Source organism: Enterococcus gallinarum NBRC 100675, assembly GCF_001544275.1.
Classification (GTDB): domain Bacteria; phylum Bacillota; class Bacilli; order Lactobacillales; family Enterococcaceae; genus Enterococcus_D; species Enterococcus_D gallinarum.
The window spans coordinates 32,843-58,933 of record NZ_BCQE01000012.1 but is presented as its reverse complement, the minus strand read 5'-3'; the positions used below and the strand labels follow the sequence as shown (position 1 = coordinate 58,933).

The window sequence follows — 26,091 nt, the reverse complement described above, 5'->3', positions numbered from 1 at the left end:
AGTTGTCATGATCAGTAAAGCAAAAACTATGATCGCATTGGAACAAATGTACCAAATGTTCCCCGACGCTCACGGAGAACTGATTTCCAAAAATCCGTTTGAACTGTTGATTGCTGTGATTTTAAGTGCTCAGGCTACGGATGTGTCGGTCAATAAAGTGACCCCCACACTATTTGCTGCCTATCCGACACCTGAGGCCTTGGCAGCAGCCCCTGTTGAGGAAATCATTGAGAAAATACGGACGATCGGTCTTTATCGCAACAAAGCAAAAAATATCAAGGCTTGTGCGTCCCAGCTTATCGAACGATTCAATGGCCAAGTACCTAGAACCCGCGAGGAATTAGTGTCATTACCGGGGGTCGGAAGAAAAACAGCCAACGTTGTTTTAGGCGATGCGTTTGGTATTCCGGCAATCGCTGTGGATACCCACGTCGAACGAGTAACCAAGCGCTTACGGATTTGCCGATTAGATGCGAATGTCTTAGAAGTAGAACAAACATTGATGAAAAAAGTGCCAGAAGATCTTTGGGTCAAAACACATCACACACTGATTTTCTTTGGACGATACCATTGCACAGCTAGAGCGCCAAAATGTGAAGTTTGCCCATTATTGACAATGTGCCAAGAAGGACAACTGCGGATGCGCGCAAAAAAAGTTCAGCCACCTCAATGAGAGGCGGCTGAACATTTTTTTATTCAGGATTTGTTTCATTTGTCCCTGGAGTAGTCGACGAAGATGATGGCGTCGAGCTTGACTCTGAAGAAGACGATGGTGTGCTTTCACTTTCTGACGGTGGCGGTGTAGATTGTGAGCTTTCAGAAGAAGATTCAACTGGTGTAATCGATTCTTCCGTTGAACTGCTAGATTCAACGATTTCAGAACTGCTTTCTGGTGTTGATTCAGGAAGCGAAGAAGAGCTGATCGTTGATCTTGTGCTAGAACTTGGTTGCTGGTAAGTCCCTTTGATGTAAAGCTCATTGCCGATCCGGGTCAAGTCTGCGGGCATTTTCCAGTCGCGGTTCTCAACAGAGGCTGAGACAAATTGCATCAATTCCCGATAAACATCTGAGGCAACATGAGTACTGCTGTCTGTGATCGGCGTCATTTTATCATTATATCCTGTCCAAACAGCTAAAGAAAAGGATGGGGTATAACCTGCAAACGTGATATCCGGGTAAGCACCGTTTGACGTATCCAATTGAGCCAATTGATTGTCATCATAGTTGGAAGTCCCGGTTTTCCCAGCTTGGTATAGTCCATCGATTTGGGCGTTGGTTCCTGTTCCGACAGAAATCACGTCTTTCAGAATATCGGTGACCATATAGGCTGTCGTATCATCCATCGCTTTTTGACCTTCCACTTTGAAGGAGTCTTCATCAACTGTTCCATCTTGCGAAACGATCTTATTGACATATTGCGGTTCGTAATAGGTTCCGCCATTTGAAAAGGCAGCATAAGCAGCAGCCATTTTCAAGCTAGAGATCCCATACTTGGTGCCATCGATTTCCGACGTGTTGCTGGAAATTGCATTGGATTGTTCAATGTTTTTGTATTCAATACCTAGGCCTTTCAAGAAGGAAGAAATATTGTCAGCACCTACTTCTTCAAAAAGCTTTGCTGCTGGAACATTTCTCGATTGAGCCAGTGCTGTCCGCAAAGTGATATTTCCCATATATTGTCGATCCCAGTTGTAGATTGGTGTGTTCGTCCCCACATAATTATAGGGTTCGTCCAAAATCATGCGGCCTGTTGAATTTTGTAAAAATTGGAAGGCTGGACCATAGTCTGTCAGTGGTTTAACGGTTGAGCCAAAGTCACGAGTGACGTTGACTGATAAATTATTACCTAAGACAACATCGTCTTCCACATGACGAGCACCAATTTGCGCGACAACTTTACCACTATTAACATCTACCAGAGTAGCGGCTACTTGCATTTTATCATCTGGGAAATTGATGTATTCGTCACTATTAACGATGTCATACAATCGTTTTTGGGTATTGACATCAAGATTCGTATAGATGTCCAATCCATCCGTATAGACATCTTTGCCGGTTTTTGCTTTTACTTCATCAATCACTTCTTTAAAGTAATTGTCATAATATTTCCATTCGTTATTTCGTTGCGGATTTTTTTGCAATCCTTCTGAAATATCTTCGGCTTTGGCTGCTTCATATTCGTCTTTAGTGATTTTTTCATTCTCATACATGGTTAACAGAACAAGATCTCGTCGTTGTTTAGCTTTATCTGGATGAGCATATGGATCATAAGCAGAAGGGGCGTTTGGTAATCCAGCGATTAATGCCGTTTGAGCCAAATCTAGTTGATCCAATGTCTTGTTATAGAACTTCATGGCAGCTGTCTGCATCCCATAGACGCCGTTAGACATGTACACTTTATTGATATAGTAGGTCAAGATTTCTTGTTTGGATTTTGTTTGTTCCAGTCTGACGGCCATCCAAGCTTCTTGCGCTTTTCTTCGCAACGTCTGATCTTCTGCACTAGTAGAGAAGAAGGATAATTTGATCAATTGCTGTGTTAGGGTGCTCCCACCTTGCATGCCACCAGTCGTCACGTTCGACAATGCCGATCCAATGATACGGATAGGGTCTACTCCAATATGTTGATAGAAACGACGATCCTCTACAGATACAATCGCATCTTCCAATTGCTGCGGAATTTCATTCGCAGTGATTTTTTCACGGGTCTCGCTACCAAAATCGAGGATCAGATCTCCATTGGAGGCGTAGAACCTGGAAGAAGCAGCAGAATCGAGCTGTTTCTCATCTAATGGTGGTGCATCTTTAGCGTACCACCAAAAAAGTCCCATCCCTGATAAGAGACCGAGACATCCTAAAAAGAAGAGCCCCATAAAGGTACGAAGTAAAATACTGCCAATCGTTCGTTTTCCTTTCGGCTTTTTTTGTTTGGGGCCTTTATATGCAGCCGCCGCTTTCTTAGAATCATGTCGAGAAGCTCTCGATTGCGATTCTTTCGCCATACTAATCATTCTCCTTCATTGACAAAAATTGATCTACTGCTTTTAAATAGGGAATACGCGGAGCGATTCCTGGGATGATCTCAATGCCGTTTTTCTCTATATAGGCAAGAGGCAGCGATTTTTTACCTGTTGTTTTTTGTTGATGCCACTCTGTGATCAAGTTGCTGCTCGTCAAAAAAAAGCAGCGTTGCAAGCTTGAGAACCATAACAAGACAAAGCAGACTCCTTGCTGCGTCAGACAGTTTTCCATATGCTGAATCTGATGCTCATGAAAATTTTTGAAGGGGAAAGAGGTTTTGTTCTGTGTCTCTTTGGCTTCAAAATCCAAGTAATATCCGCGATAAACACCATTATAGTCCGTGGTAGAGGCTTCTCGGAAGTAAGCTTCTTTAATCACAGCTGCACTGCGGCGGGGATAATCCACCTTAACGATCTGAACAGGTGTAGGTTTTTTATGAATGACTGCTGCTTGACGATTCAAATAATAGGCATTGCTTTGATTGATTGCTTCTTCAAAACGCATTCCGCGGTTCGCGAAAGTTTTTGGCCGAGCTATTTTTTCTTGCAATTTTTGTTTTTTACCGCCATCATAAGCAGAAGACTGACCGTTAGGGTATCGAATGACCATGTTATTCACACTCCTAGGCATCATTATACCAAAAAGACGTTTGGAAAGAAAAGAGATGACTGCTTAAACAATGAAAACCTTATATTTTACTGGCTACCGCAGCTTTGAACTTGGTGTATTTCAAGAAAAAGATCCCAAAATCAAAATTATTAAGAAAGTAATAAAAATGTCTTTGCTTTCTTACATTGAACAAGGACTGGAGTGGGTGCTGATCAGTGGCAATCTAGGAGCAGAAATGTGGTGTGCAGAAGTGGTGGAGCTTTTGCAAAAAGACTATCCAGAAATCAAACTAGGGATCATTTATCCGTTTCAAGGATTTGGTGAAAACTGGAATGAAGCGAACCAGCAAATGTTGCAACGAGTGCAAATGAGCGCTGATTATGTGAATGCCACTAGCCATCAACCCTACAAAGAACCAAGCCAATTAAGAAATCATACCCAGTTTCTATTGGAACACACAGATGGTGCGTTGCTGCTTTATGATGAAGAATTCCCTGGAAAAACCAGCTTTTTTTTGAAAGATGCGAAGAAATATCGGGAGGATCATCCTTACGAGATCGATCAAATTACAATGGATGATCTGCAAAACGCAACATTTGATAGTAATTTACTTTGATTTCTGAGAGTTTTTTGATAGAATGGTCTAGAAAGTGAAAATCATTTGGAAAAATCAATGAGGTGTAAATAATGGCAAATCTAATTTTTAGTCCCAAGGATATTCTTCAACAAGAATTTAAAACAAAAATGCGCGGCTATGATCCAGTGGAAGTCGATGAATTTTTAGACAATATCATCAAAGACTACGAGAGCTACAACAAAGAGATTTTAGCATTGCAAGAAGAAAACGATCGTTTGAATGCAAAAATCGATCAACTTTCTAAGAACCAAGCGATTGCATCACGGGTCCAACAAGAAGCGCCAAAAAGTCAAACAGTAACAAATTTTGATATTTTGAAACGTTTGTCTAATTTGGAAAAAGAAGTTTTTGGCAAAAAATTGGATCAAGAAGAACCAGTTACACGTTCCTCTTCATACAACAGCAACTACACAAATGCTGATTTTGAAGACGATAACGAAAAAACACGTCAATTCTAATCAATTTGATTGCTGTGGTTTTCGGGTAATTGCGGCATAACTTTGATTATGCTGAGGAAAGTCCATGCTCGCACAAGCTGAGATGCTTGTAGTGATCGTGCCTAGCGAAACAATAAGCTAGGGTACTTGAAAGAGTAACGGCAGGAAAAATGGCTAAGGCGCGAGCTATGCCAAAGTATCCTTGAAAGTGCCACAGTGACGAAGCAAGACGGGAAACCGTCTTGGTGGAACGCGGTAAACCCCTCGAGCGAGCAACCCAAACAATGGTAGGGGCGCTTTTTGCACGGAAATGAACGGAGCAAAAAGGCAAGTAATTGCAGATAGATAATTACCCAACGTTTTCTTCTCCCTGAGGAAGACGTGGACAGAACATGGCTTATAGAAAATCACAGCAGATCAGGGAATCCTTCCAGCAACGGAAGGTTTTTTTATATCAAGAAGGAGAAATCTATGACAGAAAAAGTATTTGATTGTGTCGCAACCGCTGCTAGTGGGTTAGAAGCGCTAGTTGGTAAGGAGTTGCGAGATTTAGGCATTGAATGCCAAGTAGAAAATGGACGGGCTCGTTTCAAAGGAACGTTGGAGACCATTGCAACCGCCAATCTCTGGTTACGCACAGCTGACCGCATTAAGATTGTGGTGGGGGAATTTGATGTATACACCTTTGATGAATTATTTGAGCAAGTCAAAGCATTACCTTGGGAAGACTTTCTGCCGCTAGACGCAGAGTTTCCTGTGGCAGGTAAATCGATCAAATCGAAGTTATTCAGTGTGCCTGATTGTCAGGCAATCACAAAAAAAGCGATCGTTAATCGATTACGGGAAGTTTATCATCGCCCTGCAAGTGTTCCTTTAACTGAAAGTGGTGCTTTCTTTCAGTTGGAAGTTGCTTTGTTGAAAGATCATGCCATGATCACACTCGATACGACAGGACCGAGTTTGTTCAAACGTGGCTATCGACTAGAAAAAGGGGGCGCACCCTTAAAAGAAAATATGGCTGCAGCATTAGTCATGTTGACCAACTGGCGCAAAGACCGACCGTTTGTTGATCCTGTATGCGGTTCCGGTACACTGTGCATCGAAGCAGCACTGATCGGACATAATATTGCCCCTGGATTCAATCGCTCCTTTGTCTGTGAGACATGGGATTGGGTTCCAGCTGAAGTATTTGAGACTGTAAGAGCTCAGGCAGACGAAGCAGCCGATTACGATAGCCAACTGGACATTATGGGCTCAGATATCAATGGACGGATGATCGAAATCGCCAAAGCAAACGCGGAAGAGATTGGTCTAGGTGATTCCATCACCTTCAAACAACAAGCAGTCAAAGATTTTAAAACAGACAAAGAATACGGCGTGATCGTTGCCAACCCACCATATGGGGAACGTTTAGGAGAAGAAGAGACGGTACAGCGCTTGTACCGTGAAATGGGCGAAGTCTTTCGGCCATTAAAAACTTGGAGCAAATACATTTTGACCAGTGACCTTACATTTGAGACCCACTATGGTGAAAAAGCAACCAAGAAACGCAAACTATATAATGGTGCGTTGCGTACGGATTTCTTCCAGTATTGGGGCAGTCGCCCACCGCGTAAAAAGGAGACGGTTGAATGAAAGAACAAGAATTTCTAAAAGAATTAAAAGAGCTCGATTTGCTGTCACAAGCAATGGGAATCCTTGGTTGGGATACTCAGACGGGAATGCCTGAAAAGGCCAGCGAATATCGCAGTGAAGTTGACAGCTACTTGTATGGCTTGTATTTCGAAAAGAAAGTCGGACCAACGATCCAAGAAGCCATTACTTATTTTGGTCAGCACTCTGATGAATTATCTGAAGTTGGTCAAGCAGCTTATCAGCTGGTGAAAGAAGAATATGAGCTGCAAAAAAATGTTCCTAATGAATTAGCGATCGCAGCTTCTGCTGCTACTTCTAGAGCTCATACTGCTTGGACGCAAGCCCGCAAAGCGAAAGATTTCTCTTTATTCAAGGAAGCATTAGCTGAGAATATCCGTTTGACAAAAGAGCTGATCCCTTATTGGAAAAAAGAGGAACGGACAAATTATGATGTTCTTTTGAATCAATATGAACCGAACATGACCGTTGAAATCTTGGATAATGTGTTTTCACAAGTTCGTGATGGAATCATGGATATTCGTCGCCAGTTAGAAAAAGGTACTCCACCAGATACAACGATCTTATCTCGTAAAATGACAGAGGCGCAACAGCGGAAATTCATCTCGAAAGTCATCACAGACTTAGGGTATGATTTTTCTCGCGGGCGGTTGGACAATACGGTGCATCCTTTTGCAACCGGCATTAACCACAATGATGTTCGCTTGACGACTCGTTGGAATGAAGAAGATTTTTCGATGGGAATATTCGGCGTGATTCATGAAGCAGGCCACGGCATGTATGAACAAAACATTGATGAAAAATTTGAAGGAACGCCGGTCCACGAAGGAGCATCCATGGGAATCCATGAATCGCAATCTTTATTCAATGAGATCATTATCGGTAGCAATCGTAATTTTTGGGAGAAACAATACCCTTATTTTCAAGAGTGTGCAGAAGGAACTTTCGATGATGTTTCCTTTGAGACTTTCTACAATGCATTAAAATTTACCCAAGCAAGTTTGATTCGGATCGAAGCAGATAGCCTGACGTATGTTTTGCATATCATTATCCGTTACGAGATTGAGAAGATGATTTTCAATGAAGAAGTGAATGTGGAAGATCTGCCAACTATTTGGAATGATAAATATGAAGAATACTTAGGCGTACGTCCGCAAAATGATTTAGAAGGTATCTTGCAAGACGTTCATTGGTCAGGGTCAAGTTTTGGCTATTTCCCATCATACGCGTTAGGATACATGTATGCGGCACAGCTTTTTCATGCAATGGAAAAAGAGATCGATGTCGATGCTGTATTGGCTTCTGATGATTATTCAGAGATCCGCCAATGGTTGACCACGCACATTCATCAATACGGGGCTTCTAAAAAACCAAATCAATTGATTCTGGATGCGACAGGAGAACTGTTAAATCCGCAATATTTATTGGATTATCTGCGGAAGGTTTATTTTTCTGTTTATCAAATCCGCTAATGAGCAAGCCTTTCGTTCACTCGAAAGGCTTCTTCTCATCTTTAAAAAAACGCACGGCAAACTAGGTAGCTAGACGATAGTCTTCATTGACTTTGGGTTCTGATACTTTGATGGAATCGGACGATTGAATCAGAATGCTAGCAATAGAAACAAGATAAAAAAGACAGGAGTTTCAAAAAATGGCTGATATAGCACCAATTTATGAATATGCCAAATTGATTTTGGGAACTGATCACACAGGACATGGCTTTGATCATGTCAAGAGAGTAGCCGCAATGGCTAAACAGATCATTGCCGAAGATCAACTGCAAGTAGATGATTACGTTGTGGAAGCAGCGGCATTTTTGCACGATACCATTGATGATAAGGTGGTGAAAGATGTGGTAAAAGCCAAAGAAGAAGTGCAGCAATGCCTTCTCGCTGCTGGAGCCACAGCAGAACAAATCAGTCATATATTTACAATCATTGAGAATCTCTCTTTCTCAAAAGAGTTATTGGCAGGGACACAAGTCTCCTCTCTAGAAGGACAAATCGTGAAAGATGCGGATCGCTTAGATGCATTGGGCGCAATTGGTATTTTGCGTACTAGTTACTTTGGCGGTGCACATCAGCATCCGATCCATGAATCAGAGCGAGCGCCGAAAACGTTCACAAACCACGCTGACTACCGAAAAGGGACCACCGTGATCAATCATTTCTATGAAAAGTTGTTTTTATTGCCTGAAAAAATGCACACGCACTTTGGTAAACAAGAAGCGCTGCGGCGTAAAGACTTTATGACAACCTTTTTAACTGAATTTTATAGAGAATGGGATGTTTAGTAATTTTTAATCTTCAGTTCGATTCCTTTGTGTTTCCTCTGTATTTATCTATAATTATAAATAAGGGGAGGGATGGATATGTATTACAAACAAGCGCTGAAACCGAATGAATTATTACCTGCACTTTCTGATTCTGGGGAATGTTTTTTTATCATTCGAGCAGCATTACCCATCCGGAATTATCAAGTTGCCATTTACCGGTACGATGATGAGTATTTTTTATTGCAAGATGAACGTTTATTTAATCAGATCTCTAGTATTTCCAGGGAACGGCAAGGAGATGAAGAACAGATTCTGCCATTCATCGAAGAAGCATTAGAAGACAATCACTATTTTCTAGTGGAAAAAGAGTTTATCCGCTTGGATTTATTGACGCTACAAAAAATGACAACCATTCAATCGTTTGAAATATTGTTTTACGAATTCTTTGATTTTTGAGGTGATGGGTGATGAAAAAAACGGAATACCTAACCATTGAGGATGCAGCACTCGCTGATTTATTTCTTGATCTGGGTGATAAGTACAGCAACCTCGAATTGATTGACGAAGAAAAAGATTTGGATGTGGTCGTTTTGTCAAATAGCGACTGGCAATATCTTTTGGAACAACTGGATGATGAAGTCAAGGAGCAATTTCTTGCACAGGCCGAGACTGATTTTCTAGACGAGGAGTAAGAATAGAGGGGCAAATGCCCAATGAATGTATGTAGGTTAAAGAAAAACAGAAGAACACAAAACAAAAAAATATCCGAACGATAGTCGATGAAGAATGCGATGCGCTTAACTTAAGTCCGCATGCATGTAAGTACGCTTGATCATTCAGCTATCGTTCGGATAATTGTTTTGTTTGACGGATTCATTTGTTTTTCAGAGCGCCTGTCAGTCAACATTTGAATAAAGTGAAACTGTATCTTTTTCATTTGGATTGGAGACGTACTTTTTTGATTTTAGCATAACCCCGAAAAATATTGCGGATCACTAACAAGAGACCGATCAGCAACGGAATAGCTAATAAGTAGAGGGAATAGCCATGGACCTGCTCTACCGCAGCAGCATTGGTTTTATTTACTTCTGTCAGCGCCTGTTGGATCACTTGGAAACTGAATACACTCATAAATCCAGCAATGATAAAGAGTACAAACCCTAAATAAGGAATATGAGAAGAACGGCGAAAAAGCGCAAAGCCGATATAGAGCAATAAAAGAAAAAATGGCACACCAAAAGCAAAATAAGGATTCAACATGTTTTTTAACCTCCTTTTATTTATCATACTCCAAAATTTACGTTTTGGGAATTACAGTGTAAGATTAAAAGGAAATAGATTTTTAGGAGGATGTTATGTCAGCTTATCTTATGCCAATCAAGGTTGCATTACTGTTATTTCCATTCTTGGCACTTGCAATCTCGTCGATATTTTTTGTGCGCCAATACCGTAAATTTGGCCGATTTATTTTTTCACGAGCAATTGTACTTTATTCATTTGTTTTTTATCTGCTTTGTGCCTATTTCTTGGTCATTTTGCCGTTGCCGAGTATTGAAGAAGTCGCTCAAATGACCGGTCCCAAAATGGAGTGGCAGTTAGGTGCTTCCTGGCAGCATTTTTTGCAGCAAACGGTGTTGCAAATCAATGATCCCACTACGTATCTTCCGGCTTTGAAGCAAAACGTAGTCTTAGAGCCATTATTCAATCTTTTTTTGACACTGCCTTTTGGTGTCTATATGCGCTACTACTTTAAATTGTCTTTTCCGAAGACGATTGTGGCAACCTTTGGCTTATCACTGTTCTTTGAATTGACTCAGTTAACTGGATTATACTTTATTTATCCGCGACCTTATCGGTTGTTTGACGTCAATGATTTATTTGTCAATACCCTTGGCGGGACCATTGGCTTTTTGGTGACGCCATTGTTTACCTTCCTGTTGCCTACCCGTGAAGAGATGGATGCCGAATCTTATGCCAAAGATAATCGAGTGACGTTTACTCGCCGATTTGTTGCTTGGCTGATCGATTGGGGAATATTGAATTTATTCGCTTGGATGCTTATGATTCTGTTAAGAGTGACTGTGAATAAAGAAATCGATGACTTTACGAATGATTATTGGTATTTTTTACTAGAAGTAGTTCTTTACTTTATTCTTTTGAATTATATTCTCAATGGACAAACGCTAGGAAAAAAACTTGTTCGCATTCGAGTGATGGAGGAAAATCATTCCCGTGTCAGTTTCAGAGCAATTTTTAAGCGTTATGGATTGCTCTATCTGATCTATGTTAGTGCGTCACGCATCAATGTGTTGTTTACGCCTTTTATTCAATCTACTAATCAAATGCTCGTCCTAGTGAGTTTGTTGATTGTGTTGATTTTTGGTTTGATCCAACTTGGATTTTATTGCAACATCCTTTGGGCAGCATTCAAAAAACAACCGCGATTCTTTTACGAAAAAAGAACGGCTACTTATGTAGTAAGCACGATCCAGCGAAACAAGGTTAGGAATTGAGCTGGAAATATGCTATAATCCAAAAGATGTCAATAGAAAGAAGGTGTTTGAATGTCTTTTGAGTCATTTAAATTTCAACCATTTATTTACGAAGCGTTAGCGGAGAAGAAATTTACTTCACCAACAGAAGTTCAAGAAAAATTAATTCCTGTGATCCAAAAAGGTCGCAGTGTCGTGGGACAATCCCAAACTGGAAGTGGGAAGACGCATACATTTTTGCTTCCTTTGATGGATCAAATCGATCCGCAAAAAGATGAAGTGCAAGTCGTGATCACTGCACCGAGTCGTGAATTAGCCACGCAGATTTATCAAGCGGCAAAACAACTAGCAGAATTTCAGCAACCAGAGATTCGTGTGACCAACTTTGTAGGCGGCACGGATAAACAACGACAAATGGACCGCTTGCAAAACCAGCAGCCGCAGCTTGTTATCGGGACACCGGGACGAATTCTAGATATGATCAATGAACAAGCACTGGCTGTGCATACGGCACAAGCCTTTGTCATTGATGAAGCAGATATGACATTAGATATGGGCTTTTTGGAAGAAGTGGACCAAATTGCTAGTCGATTGCCGGAAAAACTGCAAATGTTAGTTTTCTCTGCAACGATTCCAGAAAAGCTGCGTCCATTTTTGAAAAAATATCTCGAAAATCCATTGATCGAAGAAATTCGTCCGAAAGCAGTCATCTCTGAATCCATTGAAAATTGGTTGATCTCAACTAAAGGAAAAGATAAGAATCAATTGGTTTATCAACTACTAACGACGGGACATCCTTATTTGGCGATTGTTTTTGCCAATACCAAATCCCGAGTGGATGAATTAACCGACTATCTGAAAGAAAAAGGGCTGAAAGTAGCCAAGATCCATGGCGATATCACACCGCGAGAACGCAAACGTGTGATGCGTCAGGTTCAAAATTTAGAGTATCAATATGTAGTCGCAACTGATTTAGCTGCTCGCGGGATTGACATCGAGGGGGTTTCGCATGTAATCAATGCTGAGATTCCGGCGGATTTGGATTTCTTTATTCATCGTGTGGGACGTACTGGTCGTAATCAGTTAGCTGGAACAGCGATCACTTTGTATGATCCTAGTGACGAACAAGCCATTCAAGCAATCGAAGATTTAGGTGTAAAATTCCAACCAAAAGAAATCAAAAACGGGGAGATCGTTGCAACATATGATCGGAATCGTCGACAAAAACGTGAAAAATCAAGAGACGAATTAGACCCAACATTGATTGGGTTGGTCAAGAAGAAAAAGAAAAAAATCAAGCCTGGCTACAAGAAGAAAATTCAGTGGGCTGTTGATAAGAAAAACAAAGAGAAACGAAAGATCGAACGTCGTCAGTCGAATCGCTCTGCTCGCAAGAATAAAAAAAATTCCAGTATCTAATTTAGGGAACACCCATCGGCCAGGCAATGGCTATTGGGTGTTCCTTCGTTTTAGCAAAGATTTTTTCCCATTTTTACACAGAGGATTCCATCTTCTTCAAAAGGAGGAGAGAGGATCTCATAGCCGCATTTTTGATAAAAGCCGATTGCTGCAATTTCAGAAGACAAAACCGACCAGCAAAAGCCATCGGTGATCGCTTTTTTCTCATAGGCCGCTAACAACTGCCGTCCTATCCCTTGCTTTCGATAGTTTTTAGCCACGCAAAAGCGATCGGGCTGAATCGTTTGCGAATCCAACGGTTGATAGCGAATAGTGGCAATTGGTACTTGGCCTTCTGCCAGTAGAAAATAATGGCAGAACTGATCTTTTTGATCAAATTCTAATTCAGGAGCGATTCCTTGTTCGTCGACAAAGACAGATCTTCTAAGTGCAAAAACAGCCTGCTGAATCCAGTCCTCCCGCCCAAAATAAAGCTGCATCATTTTTCCTCCCAATTCATGGTATACTCAATCTATATTGATTGTAGCAGATGAAAGGGGAAAGCTCGTGGATTTTTTCGAAGCATTACAATGGACGAATTGGAAAAATTTGACTGCTGAAGTCAAAAGCCAAGTGTTTCAGCAAGTAGTCATGTACTTTGTCAGCCCATTGAAAGAAATTACAGATGTTCATTTTATTAAAACAAGCTATGCAGGAATCAAGTGTGAGACCTTTGAATTAACGATTGATGAGGAACCCTTCGTCTTTGTGCCTGGAAATTCTGAAACAATTCTTGGCTGGGACTTGGGCATTCAGGGATTGCCGATAACCTGCTGGTCTAAAATGTGGCAAGAACCTCTCAGCCCTTCGCTGAGCCGCTTGATCGAAGGCTACGGATTGTCAAACGCTGAGGAGTGGGGAGATTTTGTAAATGAATCAATGAGCCCATTACGCAAAGCGACCATCCCACCCATGTTGGTGCAGAAAATGGCATTGCCAGCAGGTACTCGTTTGATTGGAGAACTAGATACAGTCACGGGAGAATTCCATGGTCATGTTGATCAATTTGAAACTTTTGGTTCCGAGATACGGCAGGCATTTCAGCAGCCGCGAAGTTTTGAAGAAAGTTTGCAGTGGGAAATGCCAAGAACAATCAGTGCCGAAAATCAGTACTTTGCGGAACTGCATCCAGTGTCTGGCAATTATCATGTATACACTCACCAACGAATGACCCAAAATGAATTGCAGCACTGGCTGGGACAGCAGGGATATGATTTGATGAATGAAGAACAGTGGGAATATGCAGTGGGCGCCGGGACCCGTCGTTTATTTCGTTGGGGCAATGAAAAACCCTGTGAGGATGGTGTCAAATTGACCAAAAAAGCATTGGCTGAGCCGAACATGTTTGGCTTGATTTATCCGTATGCCAATGGATGGGAGCTAACTGACAGTTCATTTCTAAAGATGGAAGATTGGCCAGAGTGCGGCAATCCATTACTGGATACATTGCCCTATGCTAGTTATTATCGGTCACGCAAAATGTTGCAAGCAAACCAGCAGTTGGACCCTGAAAAATACCGCTACCGAAAAGCAGTTATTATTGATCGAGAACGGATTTGAGGATTGACTTTTTGTGAACATTTCCTTATACTTTTAAAGACGAAGGACATGGTTGATTTGTTCATTCTTTACAGAAAGTTTTTCAAAGCTGAGAGAAAAACAAGAATCCTAATTGATCGCTCCCTTTGGTATCTGATTCAGTAGAAATGCTGACGCCTGCTCTGCGTTATCGAGTCTGAGAGGTAATGATCAACATCATTGCAAGTAAGGTGGTACCGCGTAGCTACGTCCTTGCTCTGCAGTGGTGTTTTTTTGTTTGACTGCCCAGAAGCGAGTTCGTCGAATGAACAGATATCAGAGAGAAAGGTCACCAAAGAACAAAAGCATTCCTTGCTCCCAAGCGATTTTATCATTAGAAAGTAGGAAAACTATATGAAACACTTATCAAGTGCCGAAGTTCGTCAAATGTTTCTCGATTTCTTTCAATCAAAAGGACATTCGATCGAGCCTAGTGCATCACTCGTCCCTGTAAATGACCCAACATTGTTGTGGATCAACTCAGGTGTAGCAACATTGAAAAAATATTTTGACGGTACCGTTGTTCCAGAAAATCCGCGAATCACCAATGCACAAAAATCGATTCGGACCAACGATATCGAAAATGTTGGTAAGACAGCACGTCACCACACCATGTTTGAAATGTTAGGAAATTTTTCGATTGGTGATTACTTCAAAAATGAAGCAATCCATTGGGCGTGGGAGTTTTTGACTTCTCCAGAATGGATGGCCTTTGATCCAGAAAAGCTTTATGTCACAGTGTATCCAAAAGACACAGAAGCAAAACGAATTTGGCGCGAAGAAATCGGGTTGACTCCAGAACACATCGTAGAGATCGAAGACAACTTCTGGGATATCGGTGCTGGACCTTGTGGACCAGATTCAGAGATTTTTTATGACCGGGGACCTGAGTTCAACGATGTCGCAGAAGATGATCCGGAGAATTATCCTGGCGGTGAAAATGAACGCTATTTGGAAATTTGGAATTTGGTCTTTTCAGAGTTCAATCATCAAGCAGATGGCACGTATGAACCATTACCACACAAAAACATTGATACGGGGATGGGGCTTGAACGGATGGTGTCGATCATCCAAAATGCACCAACCAACTTTGAAACAGATCTCTTTATGCCGATCATCGAAGCGGTTCAAGAATTGAGCGGCAATTTTGCATATGGCGAAAGCAAAGCAACAGATATTTCCTTCAAAGTGATCGCCGACCACATTCGCGCGCTTTCTTTTGCTATAGGCGATGGTGCACTACCGTCAAACGAAGGACGCGGATACGTGTTGCGCCGTTTGCTACGCCGCGCCGTCATGCATGGCAAGAAATTAGGTATCGATTCAGCCTTTTTATATAAACTTGTTCCGATCGTAGGAAAAATCATGGAGAGTTATTATCCGGAAGTATTGGCTCAACAAGCGTTTATCGAAAAAGTAATCCGTAATGAAGAAGAACGGTTCCATGAAACGATCAATGAAGGATTAGAGATCTTGAACCAAGTCATTGCTAAAGTGAAGGCAGATGGGCAAGAGACATTAGCAGGTGCCGATATCTTTAAGTTGTATGATACTTACGGATTCCCTGTTGAGTTGACTGAAGAAGTCGCTCAAGATGAAGGGTTGAAAGTTGATCATGCCGGTTTTGAAAAAGAAATGGATGCACAGCGGGCACGGGCTCGTTCTGCTCGATCGACTGAGCTTTCTATGGGTGTTCAATCCGCTCTTTTGACTGATATCAAAGTCGAAAGCTGTTTTGTTGGCTACGAAAGCCTTGAAGTCAACAGCGAATTGTTAGTGATCATTCAAGAGGAACAATTGCTTGATACAGTAACCACTGGTGAAGCCAAACTGATCTTCAAAGAAACACCATTCTATGCAGAAATGGGTGGTCAAGTAGCGGACACTGGTACTGTTGTTGACCAATCTGGTGTTATCGTTGCTGAGATCACTGATGTAAAAAAAGCACCAAATGGCCAGTTTCTGCATACTGCGAAGGTAACTGGCAACTTGACGGAAGGGGCTTCTTATTTCTTGCAAGTTGATCAGCACCGTCGGAACAAAATCATCAAAAACCACACAGCCACTCATTTATTGCACAAAGCGTTGAAAGAAGTGCTAGGTAGCCATGCAAATCAAGCAGGTTCATTAGTTGCACCTGGACACTTGCGTTTTGACTTTAGTCATTTTGGCCAAGTGACTGCAGACGAATTAAGTCAGATGGAACAAATCGTCAATCAGAAAATTTGGGAAGCTTTGCCAGTCGTAACTATCGAAACCGACATCGACACAGCGAAAGGCATGGGGGCGATGGCTCTCTTTGGCGAAAAATACGGCCACGATGTGCGCGTAGTCAATGTCGCAGATTGGTCTATCGAGCTTTGCGGTGGCACACATGTCGCCAATACAGAAGATATCGGTATTTTCAAAATTGTTTCTGAATCCGGGATTGGTGCTGGCGTTCGTCGGATTGAAGCAGTGACGAGTCAAGAAGCTTACGCATTGCTGCATGAAGGAGAAGCACAGCTAAAAGCCATTGCAGGGATCGTCAAATCGGCACAAATCAAAGATGTAGTCAGCAAAACAGAACAATTACAGCAACAACTGCGGGATCTGCAAAAAGAAAATCAAGCACTGGCGAGCAAACTAGCCAATCAACAAGCTGGCGATGTTTTCAAAGATGTCAAAGAAGTGAATGGGATTCGTTTTATTGCTGCAAAAGTAACTGTCAAAGATATGAATCAGTTACGCCAATTGGCAGACCAATGGAAACAAAAAGAATTATCGGATGTTTTAGTTCTTGCTACAGCCAACGATGGCAAAGTTAATCTGTTGGCTGCAATGACGCCACAGGCAAATGAGAAAGGCTTGAAAGCTGGAGATTTGATCAAGCACATCGCACCGAAAGTCGGCGGCGGTGGCGGCGGACGTCCAGATATGGCACAAGCCGGTGGGAAGCAACCAGAAGGAATCGACGCTGCATTAACTGAAGTAGCCAATTGGTTAGCCGCAAACTGATTCTTTAACAGCAAATCATAAAAAAATGTATAACATCAAGAAATATCCGAACTGGAATTGTGTGTCAGAGAGCTGCCGCGTCTTTTTATAAGACGTTCGGTAGAGGATCGAAACGCGATTCCTTCGGGTATTTTTTCTGTTTTTGCAGAAATTGGGTTTTATTAAAGAGAAATTTTGGGATAGCTGAAGCATTCATTTTTAGAAAAATACGTTTTTTACATGCTTTTAGTTGTTTTACTGATTTCATTCGGGGTAAAATAAGAAAGACGAATTTACGCTTGGAGGGAATGTTATGCTGCGCTTCTTTTTAAAGCGAATGAAAGGAAACGCAACTGATCGCACCATGATCGGTAAACTTGCGGGCTATCTGGGATTGCTCTCAAATGCACTTCTTTTTGTCGCAAAGTTTCTGATTGGACTGTCGGCACAATCGGTCTCGATCATGGCAGATGCTATCAATAGTCTGTCTGACACCGCCTCCTCCTTTTTGACATTGATCGGTTTTCGGATTGCTGCCAAGCCGGCGGATAGGGAGCATCCCTACGGCCATGAACGGTTTGAATACATTAGCGGTTTTGTGGTTTCTTTACTGATCACATTTGTTGGTTTTCAGTTTCTAAAAAATGCCTTTGAAAAAATCATTGCTCCTGAACCGATCCGTTTATCACCATGGTTGTTTATTGTGCTGATCTTGTCAATCGGATTAAAGCTTTGGCAAGGTCTCATGTACCGTCAATTGGCGAAGAAAATTGACTCTGCAACCTTACAAGCTAGCGGACAAGATAGTTTTAATGATGTACTCACAACAGTTGCGGTCTTGCTCTCTGCATTGATTGAATGGGGAACCGGTTGGCGGGTGGATGGGTATATTGGCTTGCTGATCGCGCTATACATTTTATTTAGTGGTATCATGATGATCCGTACCTTTATCAATGAACTGCTAGGTGCACGTCCGACAGAAGCTGAAATCCGTGAGATGGAGGATCGACTAGATCGTTATCCAACAATATTGGGGTACCATGATCTGCTCGTTCATAACTATGGTCCCAAGAATCGTTTTGCTAGTGTTCATATTGAAGTCAATGAAAGCTGGAGTTTGTCACAAGCCCATGAAGTAATTGATGCGATCGAACATGATTTTCAAAGGAACCTTCAAGTTGAATTGGTTTGTCATCTTGATCCTGTCCCTATCCAAAATAAACAGTACCGGCAGTTGCGGGAAAAAGTCAGACAAATCGTTGAGACGATTGATCCAGAGTTAAGGATGCACGACTTTCGGATTCACGAAAAACAGTTTGCTTTTGATTTGGTGATCCCAAAGCAAAGAAATTACACAGATCGTGAACTGCAAGATAAAATTTATCAAAAGATTACGCATGAAATCGGCACGTATGAGGTGGCGATCACGTTTGATCATACTTATTTGTTGTAGGAGGAAAATATGATAAAAATGGATATGAGTGTGGTTTCGACCGTCTTTTTGGCGTTGCTGTTTGTCAATACAGTTGCGGCATTTATTACGGTCTTTCGTAAACCGCGATCAATTGCAAGTGTTTTTGCCTGGATGATGACATTAGTCTTTATCCCGGGTTTTGGGTTTTTGTTGTATTTGTTTTGTGGTCGAGGAATCGACGGAGAAATCATTTATAAATTCAGTGAGCACCATCAAAGCAGGATCAATGAATTAAATCAAATCATCAAAGTCCACAATTATTCCTTTCCAGAGCATCCATACTCAGATGACAACCATCTATTGGAACGGTATTTTAAAAATTTAGATGAATCCCCTTTGACAAAAGGCAATCAGGTACAATTTTATACGGACGGCAAGGAAAAATTTTCTGCCTTATTTTCAGATATGCAAAATGCTGAAGACAATATTCATGTGGAATACTATTCTTTTTTTAATGATGAAATTGGTGGGCAGTTTCTTGATGTCCTAATTGAAAAAGCCAAGCAAGGAGTAGAAGTTCGACTAATATTCGATCCATGGGGTTCTCCCAAAGCAAATCGTAAATTCTTTCAGCCATTAATGGACGCTGGCGGAAAGGTCGTGCCCTTTATTACTTCAAAAAATTTGATTCGCAATACACGTTTGAATTACCATTTGCATCGCAAAATCGTGGTGATTGATGGCCAAATTGGCTGGACCGGCGGGTTTAATGTAGGGGATCAATATTTAGGTAAAAAAGCAAAATTTGGTTATTGGCGGGATACACATGCGCGAATCGTTGGAACTGCTAGTTTTACCTTACAGGAAATCTTTATCCGCGATTGGAATGCCTCGATTCGAAATGAAGCAGATCAACTGGAATATGAAGATCGCTATTTCATTTTACCGCCTAAAGAAGAGGCAGGTCATGTCGATATGCAAATCGTGGCCGACGGACCTGAGACGGAAACGCAGATTCTTAAAGGCGGCTTCGTCAAGATGATTTTGGCGGCTGAAAAATCGATTTGGATCCAAACCCCTTATCTGATTCCTGACGACAGTATGATGAATGCCTTGGAGATCGCCATCCACTCAGGTGTAGATGTTCGAATCATGATTCCCTGCATGCCGGATCATCCATTTATCTATCGAGCGACCCAACACTATGCCAACTATTTACATCGCCGGGGAGCGAAAATCTATATCTATGAGAATGGATTTTTGCATGCCAAAACTGTTATGATGGATGATACCATCTGCTCGTTTGGAACGACAAATCAGGACATTCGCAGTTATGCGTTGAATTTTGAAGTCAATGCATTCGTTTATGATCAAGAAGTCACGGCGCAATTAAAAACGATTTTTGAAGAGGATATGCTGCAGTCCACTTTATTGACAGATGAAATGCTGGCTAAACAATCTTACTGGTTGCGTTTCAAGCAAAACTTTTCTCGTTTGTTATCGCCGATCCTGTAATTTTAAAGCCTTAGCTAACCCTTGACGGGCCAGATGGTCGGCACCTTTGTTTTGAGATTCGGGAATCCATTGGACAATCAGTAAAGTGAAATAGGGCAGCAACTCTTGGATTTCCTCTAAATACTTCCGAAAATCGGGGTTGTTCGTATAATTTTTGTCGATTGTTTGAGCGACGACTTTACTGTCTGTATAAAGCATGATCGTCTGGTCTTGCCATTCTTTCGTTAAAAGAAATTCAAGAGCATGATGCATCGCAGCAAATTCTGCTTGGTGATTTGTGAGCGTGGGTAGTACAAAGGCATGCTGTTCATGCAGGTCTTCCCCTACAATCAACAGACCGCCGCCACTAGGTCCAGGGTTTCCTTTGGTTGAAGCATCGAGATACACTTTTAGCATGAGTTGACTCCTTCTGTTATGATGGATATAAGTATACTAGAAATTGATCGCGTGAGGAAATTATTTATGAAACGTAACTATTTTTGGCAACCAGAACCAGCCACCGCAATTATCTATTGGTCCAGTTCACTGATCGTTTTGTTTTACAGCTTGATTTTGGCACTGGAAAATACTCGCCCTTATTGGAAAAGCAATCTTGTGTTGGGGATTTTTCTATTTCTTGTCTGGTTAGGATTGCAGCGCCGCCTTTATTTGACGGAGAAGACCATCAAAATCACCTATGCCCGCTTTTGGAAACGAGTAGTTATTCCTCTCGAGAAAATCCAAGCCATTGGGGTAGAGAATCATCATTTGAGAATCGTGACCAATGAAAGAAGCTATACGTTTGTAATGCGTAAAAAAGATCTTGAAGTATTACAGACACACTTTGTTAATCTAGTGCCTATTCTTGAAAGACAAGAGTCAGAAAAATAATTCTGGCTCTTTTTTTATTCCGGTGAAAAACAGGGTTTCAATCTTCATGAAAAACGGTATAATAGAAATAGGACAAACAAATATGAATGAATAAGGAATAATAGTTCGGGAATAGAGGGTTACTGATGAAAAAAGATATCGAAATTGCACAAGAAGCAACAATTAAACCGATTATTGATATTGCAGCAACTATCGGATTACAAGCAGAAGATCTAGAACAATATGGGAAGTATAAAGCAAAAATCGATTGGCCAGCAATCAAGGAAATCGCGGAACGCCCCACCGGCAAGTTGATCTTAGTCACAGCGATTAACCCAACCCCTGCGGGAGAAGGAAAGTCGACAGTCACGATTGGATTGGCAGATGGCTTAAACCGTATTGGAAAACAAACCGTGATTGCTTTACGAGAACCATCATTAGGTCCAGTCATGGGGATCAAGGGTGGTGCGACTGGCGGAGGCAGAGCGCAAGTCTTGCCGATGGAGGACATCAATCTTCATTTTACCGGGGACATGCACGCAATCACTGCTGCGAATAATGCATTATCTGCGTTGGTGGACAATCATATCCAACAAGGAAATGAATTAGGGATCGACCCGCGACGGATCATTTGGAAACGTGTCGTGGATTTGAATGATCGTGCATTAAGACAAGTGATCGTCGGACTAGGCGGACCACTGCAAGGAGTACCTAGAGAAGATGGCTTTGATATCACCGTTGCTAGTGAGATTATGGCTATTTTGTGTCTAGCAACGAATTTGGATAATTTGAAAGAGCGCTTGAGCAATATTTTGATTGGTTATACGTATGATAAACAACCTATCTACGTCAAGGATTTGCAGGTTCAGGGAGCATTAGCTTTATTGTTGAAAGATGCCTTGAAACCAAATTTGGTTCAAACCATCGAAGGAACGCCTGCGTTGATTCATGGGGGACCTTTTGCCAACATCGCCCATGGCTGTAATAGTGTCATTGCCACTGAAACAGCTCTCCATTTAGGAGAATACACGGTTACTGAAGCGGGGTTCGGCGCAGATCTCGGGGCAGAGAAGTTTTTGGATATTAAAACACCCAATCTCTCTAAAGCACCAGACGCTGTCGTAGTGGTCGCAACGATTCGCGCCTTAAAAATGCACGGCGGGATAGATAAAGAACATTTAAAAGAAGAAAATGTAGCGGCTTTAGTCGCGGGTTTTGCCAACTTGAAACGTCACGTGAGAAACATGCAAAACTATCAATTGCCAGTTGTTGTTGCAATCAATGAATTTGTCACTGATACCGAAGCTGAGATCCAAATGTTGGAGCAATGCTGCAAGGAAATTGGTGTACCAATCGCTCGGACGCAAGTTTGGGAGAAAGGTGGCGCAGGGGGGGAACTTTTGGCGCAGCAAGTCGTCACTGCCATTGATGAACAACCCGGCAATTATCGTAGGCTTTACCAAAATGAAGAGAGCCTTCCTGATAAGGCTGCCAAGATCGTCAAAGAGATTTATGGCGGATCAAATGTGGTCTTCTCAAGTGTGGCACAGCGCCAATTGAACGTCTTCAAAAAAAATGGCTGGGATCAATTGCCGATTTGTATGGCAAAAACACAGTACTCTTTTAGTGATGATCCGCAGCTTTTGGGCGCACCGGCTGATTTTTCGATTACGATCCGTGAATTTGTACCAAAACTAGGCGCTGGTTTTATTGTTGCATTGACCGGTACTGTTATGACAATGCCTGGACTGCCTAAGAAACCAGCAGCATTGAATATGGATGTCGATGCAGACGGCAATGTATCTGGCCTTTTTTAATCTTATTTTCTCTCCGCATCTGCGAATACTGGATGAAGAAATAGGTTCTCGAAGGCTCCAGTAATAGTTCAGTCAATTTCTTACAACACACCACACTTACAGATCACTATTGATTCTGTAAGTGTGGTGTGTTGTTTGCGAGCGATTTGTCGTCTTTCAGTAGGTTTTGTTTGGTTCGTTTTTTGTCGATGCTGTACATAGGCTGCGAGATTCGGAGGAGAATAAAACCTCTCTTTTTCTTCTGACTTTCAAAAATTGGAAGAAATAATTGAAGAGGCTGCGAGGATATTTGATTTTTTGCGAAGTTTTCTAAAAGTCTCCCATAGTTATCTCCAGCATTCCTATTTATCCGTTGCTCTTAGAAACATTAGAAACATTAGAAACGAAAGTAGGAAACGGGAAGGGGAAAGTGTTATCAAGCTCTTTTAAACGAGAGACTATAAAAAGAATGGTTTTAAAAAGAGGGCTATAAAAGTTGCTCGTTTTTATCTTATGATTTGCCGCTTTTGGATTTTCAATCTATTAAAAGACTGAAAGTTAAATATTAGCAAGAGGCAAGAGTCGTGTCTTTTGTTATAATATAATCAGTAGTGCATTTAAAAGACTGTTTTCTTTCTAAGAAAATTAAAGTATACTGATAAAATTGGAGCGTATAAAACGATGAAACGTAAAATCATACGAAATACCGGCTTTTACGCGATGGGGAGTCCGCTGGATTTGCTAGTGGATGGTCAGAAAGTCGCCAGAATCAATCATCAAGAAACCGTCGAGCTGAATCTCAATCCTGACAACCGATTGTCTGTCCGATTTTCCATCCTAAAAAGCAAAGAAATTGCGTTGGCTGATTTACACGCAGAAACTCCATTAGAAATAAAAATGAATCCGCGACTGATTTCTTTTTATGTGCTGTTTTATATTGGTCTGTTTCTAATGATCGCGTTTTTAACTCGCAGCGGACAGTTGTCCATTATCCTTTCGGGTATCTTTCTTTATTTAGCAGGTTATCTATGTTTAGGTCTTTATTATAGCAAACAAGCGTATGTAATTGAGGAGGTAACAAATGGCTAGCGGAGCAGATATTTTTTTGAGTAGTTTCAATCGAATCGAAAAACAATTGAGGGACGATTTGGGTAATCCTCGTAACATGGGTTTTTCAGAGATGGTTCGCCGTCTTTCAAAACAGAAGCAAGGAGACATCAAAAAATACGAAGAAGATTTATTGCAGATGGCCCAATTGCGGAACGCCATCGTTCATGAAAAAATCGGTGAAAATTTTGTGATCGCCGAGCCAAATCAATGGGTAGTGACACGAATCCAACAAATCGAACAGGCCTTGTTGCAGCCTGAAACGGTCTTACCTAAGTTTGGTAAAAAAGTGACCGGTTTTGAAAAAACGTTGGCGCTGAAAGAAATCTTGAAGATCGTCGCTCAAAAGCGGTTTTCACAATTTCCACTCTATGACAAAGGACGTTTTGTTGGGTTGATCACTTTACGTATGTTAGGATACTGGTTTGCTCAAGAAAGTCTAAAAGGAGAGATCCGATTAGAAGGGCGTAAAGCAGAAGACTTGTTGATCAAAGACGGTAAAGAGTCCAATTATCAGTTTGTACCCGCGACAACAACGGTCACTGAAGTAGAAGACCTGTTCCATAAAAATGCTTTACTTGAAGCGGTATTAATCACAAAAAATGGCGATCCTAATGGAAATTTATTAGGCATCGTTCGTCCGCGGGATATTTTTAACGAAGAAAGTGTGGAAAAAAGATGATAGCTTTGTTTTTTTTACTAAGTGCCATAATTGTTGGACTTGATCAGTGGTTGAAGTTTTGGATCGTCAGCAATTTTGAATTAGGTGATGTTCAAACGTTGATCGACCATGTCTTTTCACTAACTTATATTCGGAATACCGGTGCCGCATGGAGTATCCTAGAAGGGAAGATGACCTTCTTTACGATCATCACGGTTGTCGCCGTCATTGTCGTAACTTATTTGTTGATCCGTCATCGCAAAAGCAGTATATGGTTTCGATTGGGACTATCCTTTATCTTAGCCGGAGCGATCGGAAATTTTATCGATCGCTTGCGTTTGGGGTACGTCGTGGATATGTTTCAGCTAGATTTTATCAATTTTCCGATTTTTAATATTGCAGACATGTCGTTAGTGATCGGCGTGTTATTGATTTTTATCTATGCGTTAGTTGATGATGAAGTGAAGGGAAAATAAATGAATAATCAAATTGAAGTAGTGATCCATGAAGAAAAAGGGCGTGTCGATAAAGTATTGGCAGATCGTCTAGAAGCGAGCCGTTCGCAAATTCAACAATGGTTGAAAGAAGGTGCGGTCACCTGTCAAGGGGATCCAATTCGTGCAAATTACAAAGTAAAAGCTGGTGACCAGTTAGTGATTCAAGTACCAGAACCAGAGACCCTAGATCTGGAACCTGAAGATATTCCTTTGACGATCGTGTATCAAGACCAAGATGTTGCCGTGATCAACAAACCGCAAGGAATGGTCGTTCATCCTTCGGCAGGGCATTCTAACGGAACGCTGGTCAATGCATTGTTGTATCATATGACCGATTTATCTTCGATCAATGATGTCGTACGACCAGGAATTGTTCATCGTATCGACAAGGATACGTCAGGGCTATTGATGATTGCCAAAAATGATCATGCCCATGAAGCGTTAGCCAAACAGTTGAAAGACAAAACTTCTTTACGGAAGTATGTTGCGCTGGTCCATGGAAATATTTCTCACGAAAAAGGCACGATCAATGCACCGATTGGCCGTTCCAAAGTGAATCGCAAGATGCAAGCAGTGCAAGAAGATGGTAAGCCAGCTGTGACACATTTTACAGTTTTGGAACGTTTTGATCAATTTACTTTAGTCGAATTACAGTTAGAAACGGGTCGGACCCATCAAATTCGGGTCCACATGCAATACATTGGCTTTCCGTTAGCCGGCGATCCTGTGTACGGTCCTAAAAAGACCTTGAAAGGCAACGGCCAATTCCTACATGCCAAACTGTTAGGATTTACCCATCCGACAACTGGAGAATCAATGGTTTTTGAAGCTCCATTACCTGAACTATTTGAGGAAACCTTAAAAAAATTGCGAAAAAATGATTGACTTTTTTTTCAAAGAACTGTATAGTGTGTGTAACAAATAAATAGCTCCTTTAAGTGTAGTCCCGTGAGGCTAAGAAGGAAATGAGCAAGCAGACGACTCCCGCGTTGGAGCATCGAAAACTTGCTGGATGATTGCGCATATTCTGGATCGCTGTATATAGCACCAGAAAGTATGATCGGAAAACATACCTCCTGCCTCACTAGGCAGGAGTTTTTTTATGTTCAAAATTAG

25 protein-coding genes and 1 other RNA gene are annotated in these 26,091 nt (G+C 41.5%); 21 read left to right on the top strand and 5 right to left on the bottom strand.

The annotated features are described in order from the left end of the window. The first annotated feature begins 7 nt into the window (after nt 1–7). A complete protein-coding gene (gene nth, locus EG2_RS08240) occupies nt 8–673 on the top strand; it encodes an endonuclease III (protein WP_003126643.1) in 666 nt (221 codons plus the stop codon). A gap of 19 nt (nt 674–692) precedes the next feature. On the opposite strand, the gene EG2_RS08235 is transcribed toward nth, so the two are convergent. Both EG2_RS08235 and recU read right to left on the bottom strand, forming a co-directional pair. Continuing rightward, nucleotides 693–3,002 carry a PBP1A family penicillin-binding protein gene (locus EG2_RS08235; protein ID WP_060814317.1) on the bottom strand — a complete coding sequence of 770 codons (2,310 nt, stop codon included), beginning with the start codon at nt 3,000–3,002 and terminating at the stop codon, nt 693–695. A gap of 1 nt (nt 3,003) precedes the next feature. Next, complete coding sequence (recU, locus tag EG2_RS08230; protein WP_005473207.1) at nt 3,004–3,630, bottom strand: Holliday junction resolvase RecU; 627 nt, start codon at nt 3,628–3,630, stop codon at nt 3,004–3,006. A 70-nt stretch (nt 3,631–3,700) separates the two neighbouring features. Here recU and EG2_RS08225 point away from each other — a divergent pair, with 70 nt between their 5' ends. The 8 genes from EG2_RS08225 to EG2_RS08190 all read left to right on the top strand — a co-directional run bounded on the left by EG2_RS08225 (nt 3,701) and on the right by EG2_RS08190 (nt 9,324). After that, nucleotides 3,701–4,246, top strand: coding sequence for a DUF1273 domain-containing protein (locus tag EG2_RS08225; protein ID WP_060814316.1), 546 nt, complete (start codon nt 3,701–3,703; stop codon nt 4,244–4,246). 71 nt (nt 4,247–4,317) lie between these two features. After that, nucleotides 4,318–4,725, top strand: coding sequence for a cell division regulator GpsB (gene gpsB / locus EG2_RS08220; RefSeq protein WP_029486829.1), 408 nt, complete (start codon nt 4,318–4,320; stop codon nt 4,723–4,725). A gap of 17 nt (nt 4,726–4,742) precedes the next feature. Next, nucleotides 4,743–5,109: RNase P RNA component class B (gene rnpB, locus EG2_RS08215), an RNA gene on the top strand. Nucleotides 5,110–5,175: 66 nt separating this feature from the next. Next, nucleotides 5,176–6,339, top strand: a complete 1,164-nt coding sequence (locus EG2_RS08210) for a THUMP domain-containing class I SAM-dependent RNA methyltransferase (protein ID WP_003126638.1) — start codon at nt 5,176–5,178, stop codon at nt 6,337–6,339. Further along, nucleotides 6,336–7,829 (top strand): carboxypeptidase M32, encoded by a 1,494-nt coding sequence (locus EG2_RS08205; RefSeq protein ID WP_060814315.1) that lies wholly within the window; start codon nt 6,336–6,338, stop codon nt 7,827–7,829. Before EG2_RS08210 ends, EG2_RS08205 begins: the two co-directional genes overlap by 4 nt. A 179-nt stretch (nt 7,830–8,008) precedes the next feature. Continuing rightward, complete coding sequence (locus EG2_RS08200) at nt 8,009–8,650, top strand: HD domain-containing protein (RefSeq protein WP_060814314.1); 642 nt, start codon at nt 8,009–8,011, stop codon at nt 8,648–8,650. Between the two features lie 72 nt (nt 8,651–8,722). After that, the gene (locus EG2_RS08195) at nt 8,723–9,088 is read left to right on the top strand and encodes a hypothetical protein (RefSeq protein ID WP_050801524.1); all 366 of its coding nucleotides are present in this window, start codon (nt 8,723–8,725) and stop codon (nt 9,086–9,088) included. Between the two features lie 11 nt (nt 9,089–9,099). Then, entirely contained in the window at nt 9,100–9,324 is a 225-nt protein-coding gene (locus tag EG2_RS08190; protein ID WP_060814313.1) for a hypothetical protein, read from the top strand. Between the two features lie 241 nt (nt 9,325–9,565). Here the strand turns inward: EG2_RS08190 and EG2_RS08185 are convergent, their stop codons facing one another. Then, entirely contained in the window at nt 9,566–9,892 is a 327-nt protein-coding gene (locus EG2_RS08185; protein ID WP_003126632.1) for a hypothetical protein, read from the bottom strand. Nucleotides 9,893–9,987: 95 nt separating this feature from the next. On the opposite strand from EG2_RS08185, the gene EG2_RS08180 reads away from it, so the two are divergent. Beyond that, nucleotides 9,988–11,145 (top strand): VanZ family protein, encoded by a 1,158-nt coding sequence (locus EG2_RS08180; protein ID WP_060814312.1) that lies wholly within the window; start codon nt 9,988–9,990, stop codon nt 11,143–11,145. A 51-nt stretch (nt 11,146–11,196) separates the two neighbouring features. Beyond that, nucleotides 11,197–12,543: a DEAD/DEAH box helicase gene (locus EG2_RS08175; protein ID WP_060814311.1), complete on the top strand. Its 1,347-nt coding sequence runs from the start codon at nt 11,197–11,199 to the stop codon at nt 12,541–12,543. Between the two features lie 50 nt (nt 12,544–12,593). Here the strand turns inward: EG2_RS08175 and EG2_RS08170 are convergent, their stop codons facing one another. Beyond that, complete coding sequence (locus EG2_RS08170; RefSeq protein ID WP_060814310.1) at nt 12,594–13,022, bottom strand: GNAT family N-acetyltransferase; 429 nt, start codon at nt 13,020–13,022, stop codon at nt 12,594–12,596. 67 nt (nt 13,023–13,089) lie between these two features. On the opposite strand from EG2_RS08170, the gene EG2_RS08165 reads away from it, so the two are divergent. From EG2_RS08165 to cls, 4 genes are all read left to right on the top strand, one after another. Continuing rightward, nucleotides 13,090–14,142 (top strand): DUF7278 family profilin-like fold-containing protein, encoded by a 1,053-nt coding sequence (locus tag EG2_RS08165; protein ID WP_060814309.1) that lies wholly within the window; start codon nt 13,090–13,092, stop codon nt 14,140–14,142. A gap of 372 nt (nt 14,143–14,514) precedes the next feature. Further along, on the top strand, nt 14,515–17,157 hold the full coding sequence (gene alaS, locus EG2_RS08160) for an alanine--tRNA ligase (protein ID WP_060814308.1): 2,643 nt from the start codon (nt 14,515–14,517) through the stop codon (nt 17,155–17,157). 292 nt (nt 17,158–17,449) lie between these two features. Then, a complete protein-coding gene (locus EG2_RS08155) occupies nt 17,450–18,589 on the top strand; it encodes a cation diffusion facilitator family transporter (RefSeq protein ID WP_003126624.1) in 1,140 nt (379 codons plus the stop codon). 9 nt (nt 18,590–18,598) lie between these two features. Then, the gene (gene cls / locus EG2_RS08150) at nt 18,599–20,065 is read left to right on the top strand and encodes a cardiolipin synthase (RefSeq protein ID WP_060814307.1); all 1,467 of its coding nucleotides are present in this window, start codon (nt 18,599–18,601) and stop codon (nt 20,063–20,065) included. Here cls and EG2_RS08145 read toward each other — a convergent pair. After that, on the bottom strand, nt 20,048–20,461 hold the full coding sequence (locus tag EG2_RS08145) for a ribonuclease HI family protein (protein ID WP_060814306.1): 414 nt from the start codon (nt 20,459–20,461) through the stop codon (nt 20,048–20,050). The genes cls and EG2_RS08145 overlap by 18 nt on opposite strands. 66 nt (nt 20,462–20,527) lie before the next feature. Between EG2_RS08145 and EG2_RS08140 the strand changes: the two genes are divergently transcribed. From EG2_RS08140 to EG2_RS08115, 6 genes are all read left to right on the top strand, one after another. Then, the gene (locus tag EG2_RS08140) at nt 20,528–20,935 is read left to right on the top strand and encodes an EbsA family protein (protein WP_060814305.1); all 408 of its coding nucleotides are present in this window, start codon (nt 20,528–20,530) and stop codon (nt 20,933–20,935) included. A 125-nt stretch (nt 20,936–21,060) separates the two neighbouring features. After that, the gene (locus EG2_RS08135; protein ID WP_060814304.1) at nt 21,061–22,731 is read left to right on the top strand and encodes a formate--tetrahydrofolate ligase; all 1,671 of its coding nucleotides are present in this window, start codon (nt 21,061–21,063) and stop codon (nt 22,729–22,731) included. Between the two features lie 660 nt (nt 22,732–23,391). Next, complete coding sequence (locus tag EG2_RS08130) at nt 23,392–23,799, top strand: hypothetical protein (protein WP_060814303.1); 408 nt, start codon at nt 23,392–23,394, stop codon at nt 23,797–23,799. Then, nucleotides 23,792–24,499, top strand: a complete 708-nt coding sequence (locus tag EG2_RS08125; RefSeq protein ID WP_003126617.1) for a CBS domain-containing protein — start codon at nt 23,792–23,794, stop codon at nt 24,497–24,499. The genes EG2_RS08130 and EG2_RS08125 overlap by 8 nt, the downstream gene beginning before the upstream one ends. Then, entirely contained in the window at nt 24,496–24,954 is a 459-nt protein-coding gene (gene lspA / locus EG2_RS08120; protein ID WP_060814302.1) for a signal peptidase II, read from the top strand. The genes EG2_RS08125 and lspA overlap by 4 nt, the downstream gene beginning before the upstream one ends. Next, nucleotides 24,955–25,860, top strand: coding sequence for an RluA family pseudouridine synthase (locus EG2_RS08115; RefSeq protein ID WP_060814301.1), 906 nt, complete (start codon nt 24,955–24,957; stop codon nt 25,858–25,860). It begins immediately after the preceding gene. Nucleotides 25,861–26,091 lie beyond the last annotated feature (231 nt).

What these genes read in the sequence shown, in the direction of transcription:
- nth (WP_003126643.1), top strand. Translation starts at nt 8, where the DNA reads ATGATCAGTAAAGCAAAAACTATGATCGCATTGGAACAAATGTACCAA.
- EG2_RS08235 (WP_060814317.1), bottom strand. Translation starts at nt 3,002, where the DNA reads ATGGCGAAAGAATCGCAATCGAGAGCTTCTCGACATGATTCTAAGAAA.
- recU (WP_005473207.1), bottom strand. Translation starts at nt 3,630, where the DNA reads ATGGTCATTCGATACCCTAACGGTCAGTCTTCTGCTTATGATGGCGGT.
- EG2_RS08225 (WP_060814316.1), top strand. Translation starts at nt 3,701, where the DNA reads ATGAAAACCTTATATTTTACTGGCTACCGCAGCTTTGAACTTGGTGTA.
- gpsB (WP_029486829.1), top strand. Translation starts at nt 4,318, where the DNA reads ATGGCAAATCTAATTTTTAGTCCCAAGGATATTCTTCAACAAGAATTT.
- EG2_RS08210 (WP_003126638.1), top strand. Translation starts at nt 5,176, where the DNA reads ATGACAGAAAAAGTATTTGATTGTGTCGCAACCGCTGCTAGTGGGTTA.
- EG2_RS08205 (WP_060814315.1), top strand. Translation starts at nt 6,336, where the DNA reads ATGAAAGAACAAGAATTTCTAAAAGAATTAAAAGAGCTCGATTTGCTG.
- EG2_RS08200 (WP_060814314.1), top strand. Translation starts at nt 8,009, where the DNA reads ATGGCTGATATAGCACCAATTTATGAATATGCCAAATTGATTTTGGGA.
- EG2_RS08195 (WP_050801524.1), top strand. Translation starts at nt 8,723, where the DNA reads ATGGATATGTATTACAAACAAGCGCTGAAACCGAATGAATTATTACCT.
- EG2_RS08190 (WP_060814313.1), top strand. Translation starts at nt 9,100, where the DNA reads ATGAAAAAAACGGAATACCTAACCATTGAGGATGCAGCACTCGCTGAT.
- EG2_RS08185 (WP_003126632.1), bottom strand. Translation starts at nt 9,892, where the DNA reads ATGTTGAATCCTTATTTTGCTTTTGGTGTGCCATTTTTTCTTTTATTG.
- EG2_RS08180 (WP_060814312.1), top strand. Translation starts at nt 9,988, where the DNA reads ATGTCAGCTTATCTTATGCCAATCAAGGTTGCATTACTGTTATTTCCA.
- EG2_RS08175 (WP_060814311.1), top strand. Translation starts at nt 11,197, where the DNA reads ATGTCTTTTGAGTCATTTAAATTTCAACCATTTATTTACGAAGCGTTA.
- EG2_RS08170 (WP_060814310.1), bottom strand. Translation starts at nt 13,022, where the DNA reads ATGCAGCTTTATTTTGGGCGGGAGGACTGGATTCAGCAGGCTGTTTTT.
- alaS (WP_060814308.1), top strand. Translation starts at nt 14,515, where the DNA reads ATGAAACACTTATCAAGTGCCGAAGTTCGTCAAATGTTTCTCGATTTC.
- EG2_RS08155 (WP_003126624.1), top strand. Translation starts at nt 17,450, where the DNA reads ATGCTGCGCTTCTTTTTAAAGCGAATGAAAGGAAACGCAACTGATCGC.
- cls (WP_060814307.1), top strand. Translation starts at nt 18,599, where the DNA reads ATGATAAAAATGGATATGAGTGTGGTTTCGACCGTCTTTTTGGCGTTG.
- EG2_RS08145 (WP_060814306.1), bottom strand. Translation starts at nt 20,461, where the DNA reads ATGCTAAAAGTGTATCTCGATGCTTCAACCAAAGGAAACCCTGGACCT.
- EG2_RS08140 (WP_060814305.1), top strand. Translation starts at nt 20,528, where the DNA reads ATGAAACGTAACTATTTTTGGCAACCAGAACCAGCCACCGCAATTATC.
- EG2_RS08135 (WP_060814304.1), top strand. Translation starts at nt 21,061, where the DNA reads ATGAAAAAAGATATCGAAATTGCACAAGAAGCAACAATTAAACCGATT.
- EG2_RS08130 (WP_060814303.1), top strand. Translation starts at nt 23,392, where the DNA reads ATGAAACGTAAAATCATACGAAATACCGGCTTTTACGCGATGGGGAGT.
- EG2_RS08125 (WP_003126617.1), top strand. Translation starts at nt 23,792, where the DNA reads ATGGCTAGCGGAGCAGATATTTTTTTGAGTAGTTTCAATCGAATCGAA.
- lspA (WP_060814302.1), top strand. Translation starts at nt 24,496, where the DNA reads ATGATAGCTTTGTTTTTTTTACTAAGTGCCATAATTGTTGGACTTGAT.
- EG2_RS08115 (WP_060814301.1), top strand. Translation starts at nt 24,955, where the DNA reads ATGAATAATCAAATTGAAGTAGTGATCCATGAAGAAAAAGGGCGTGTC.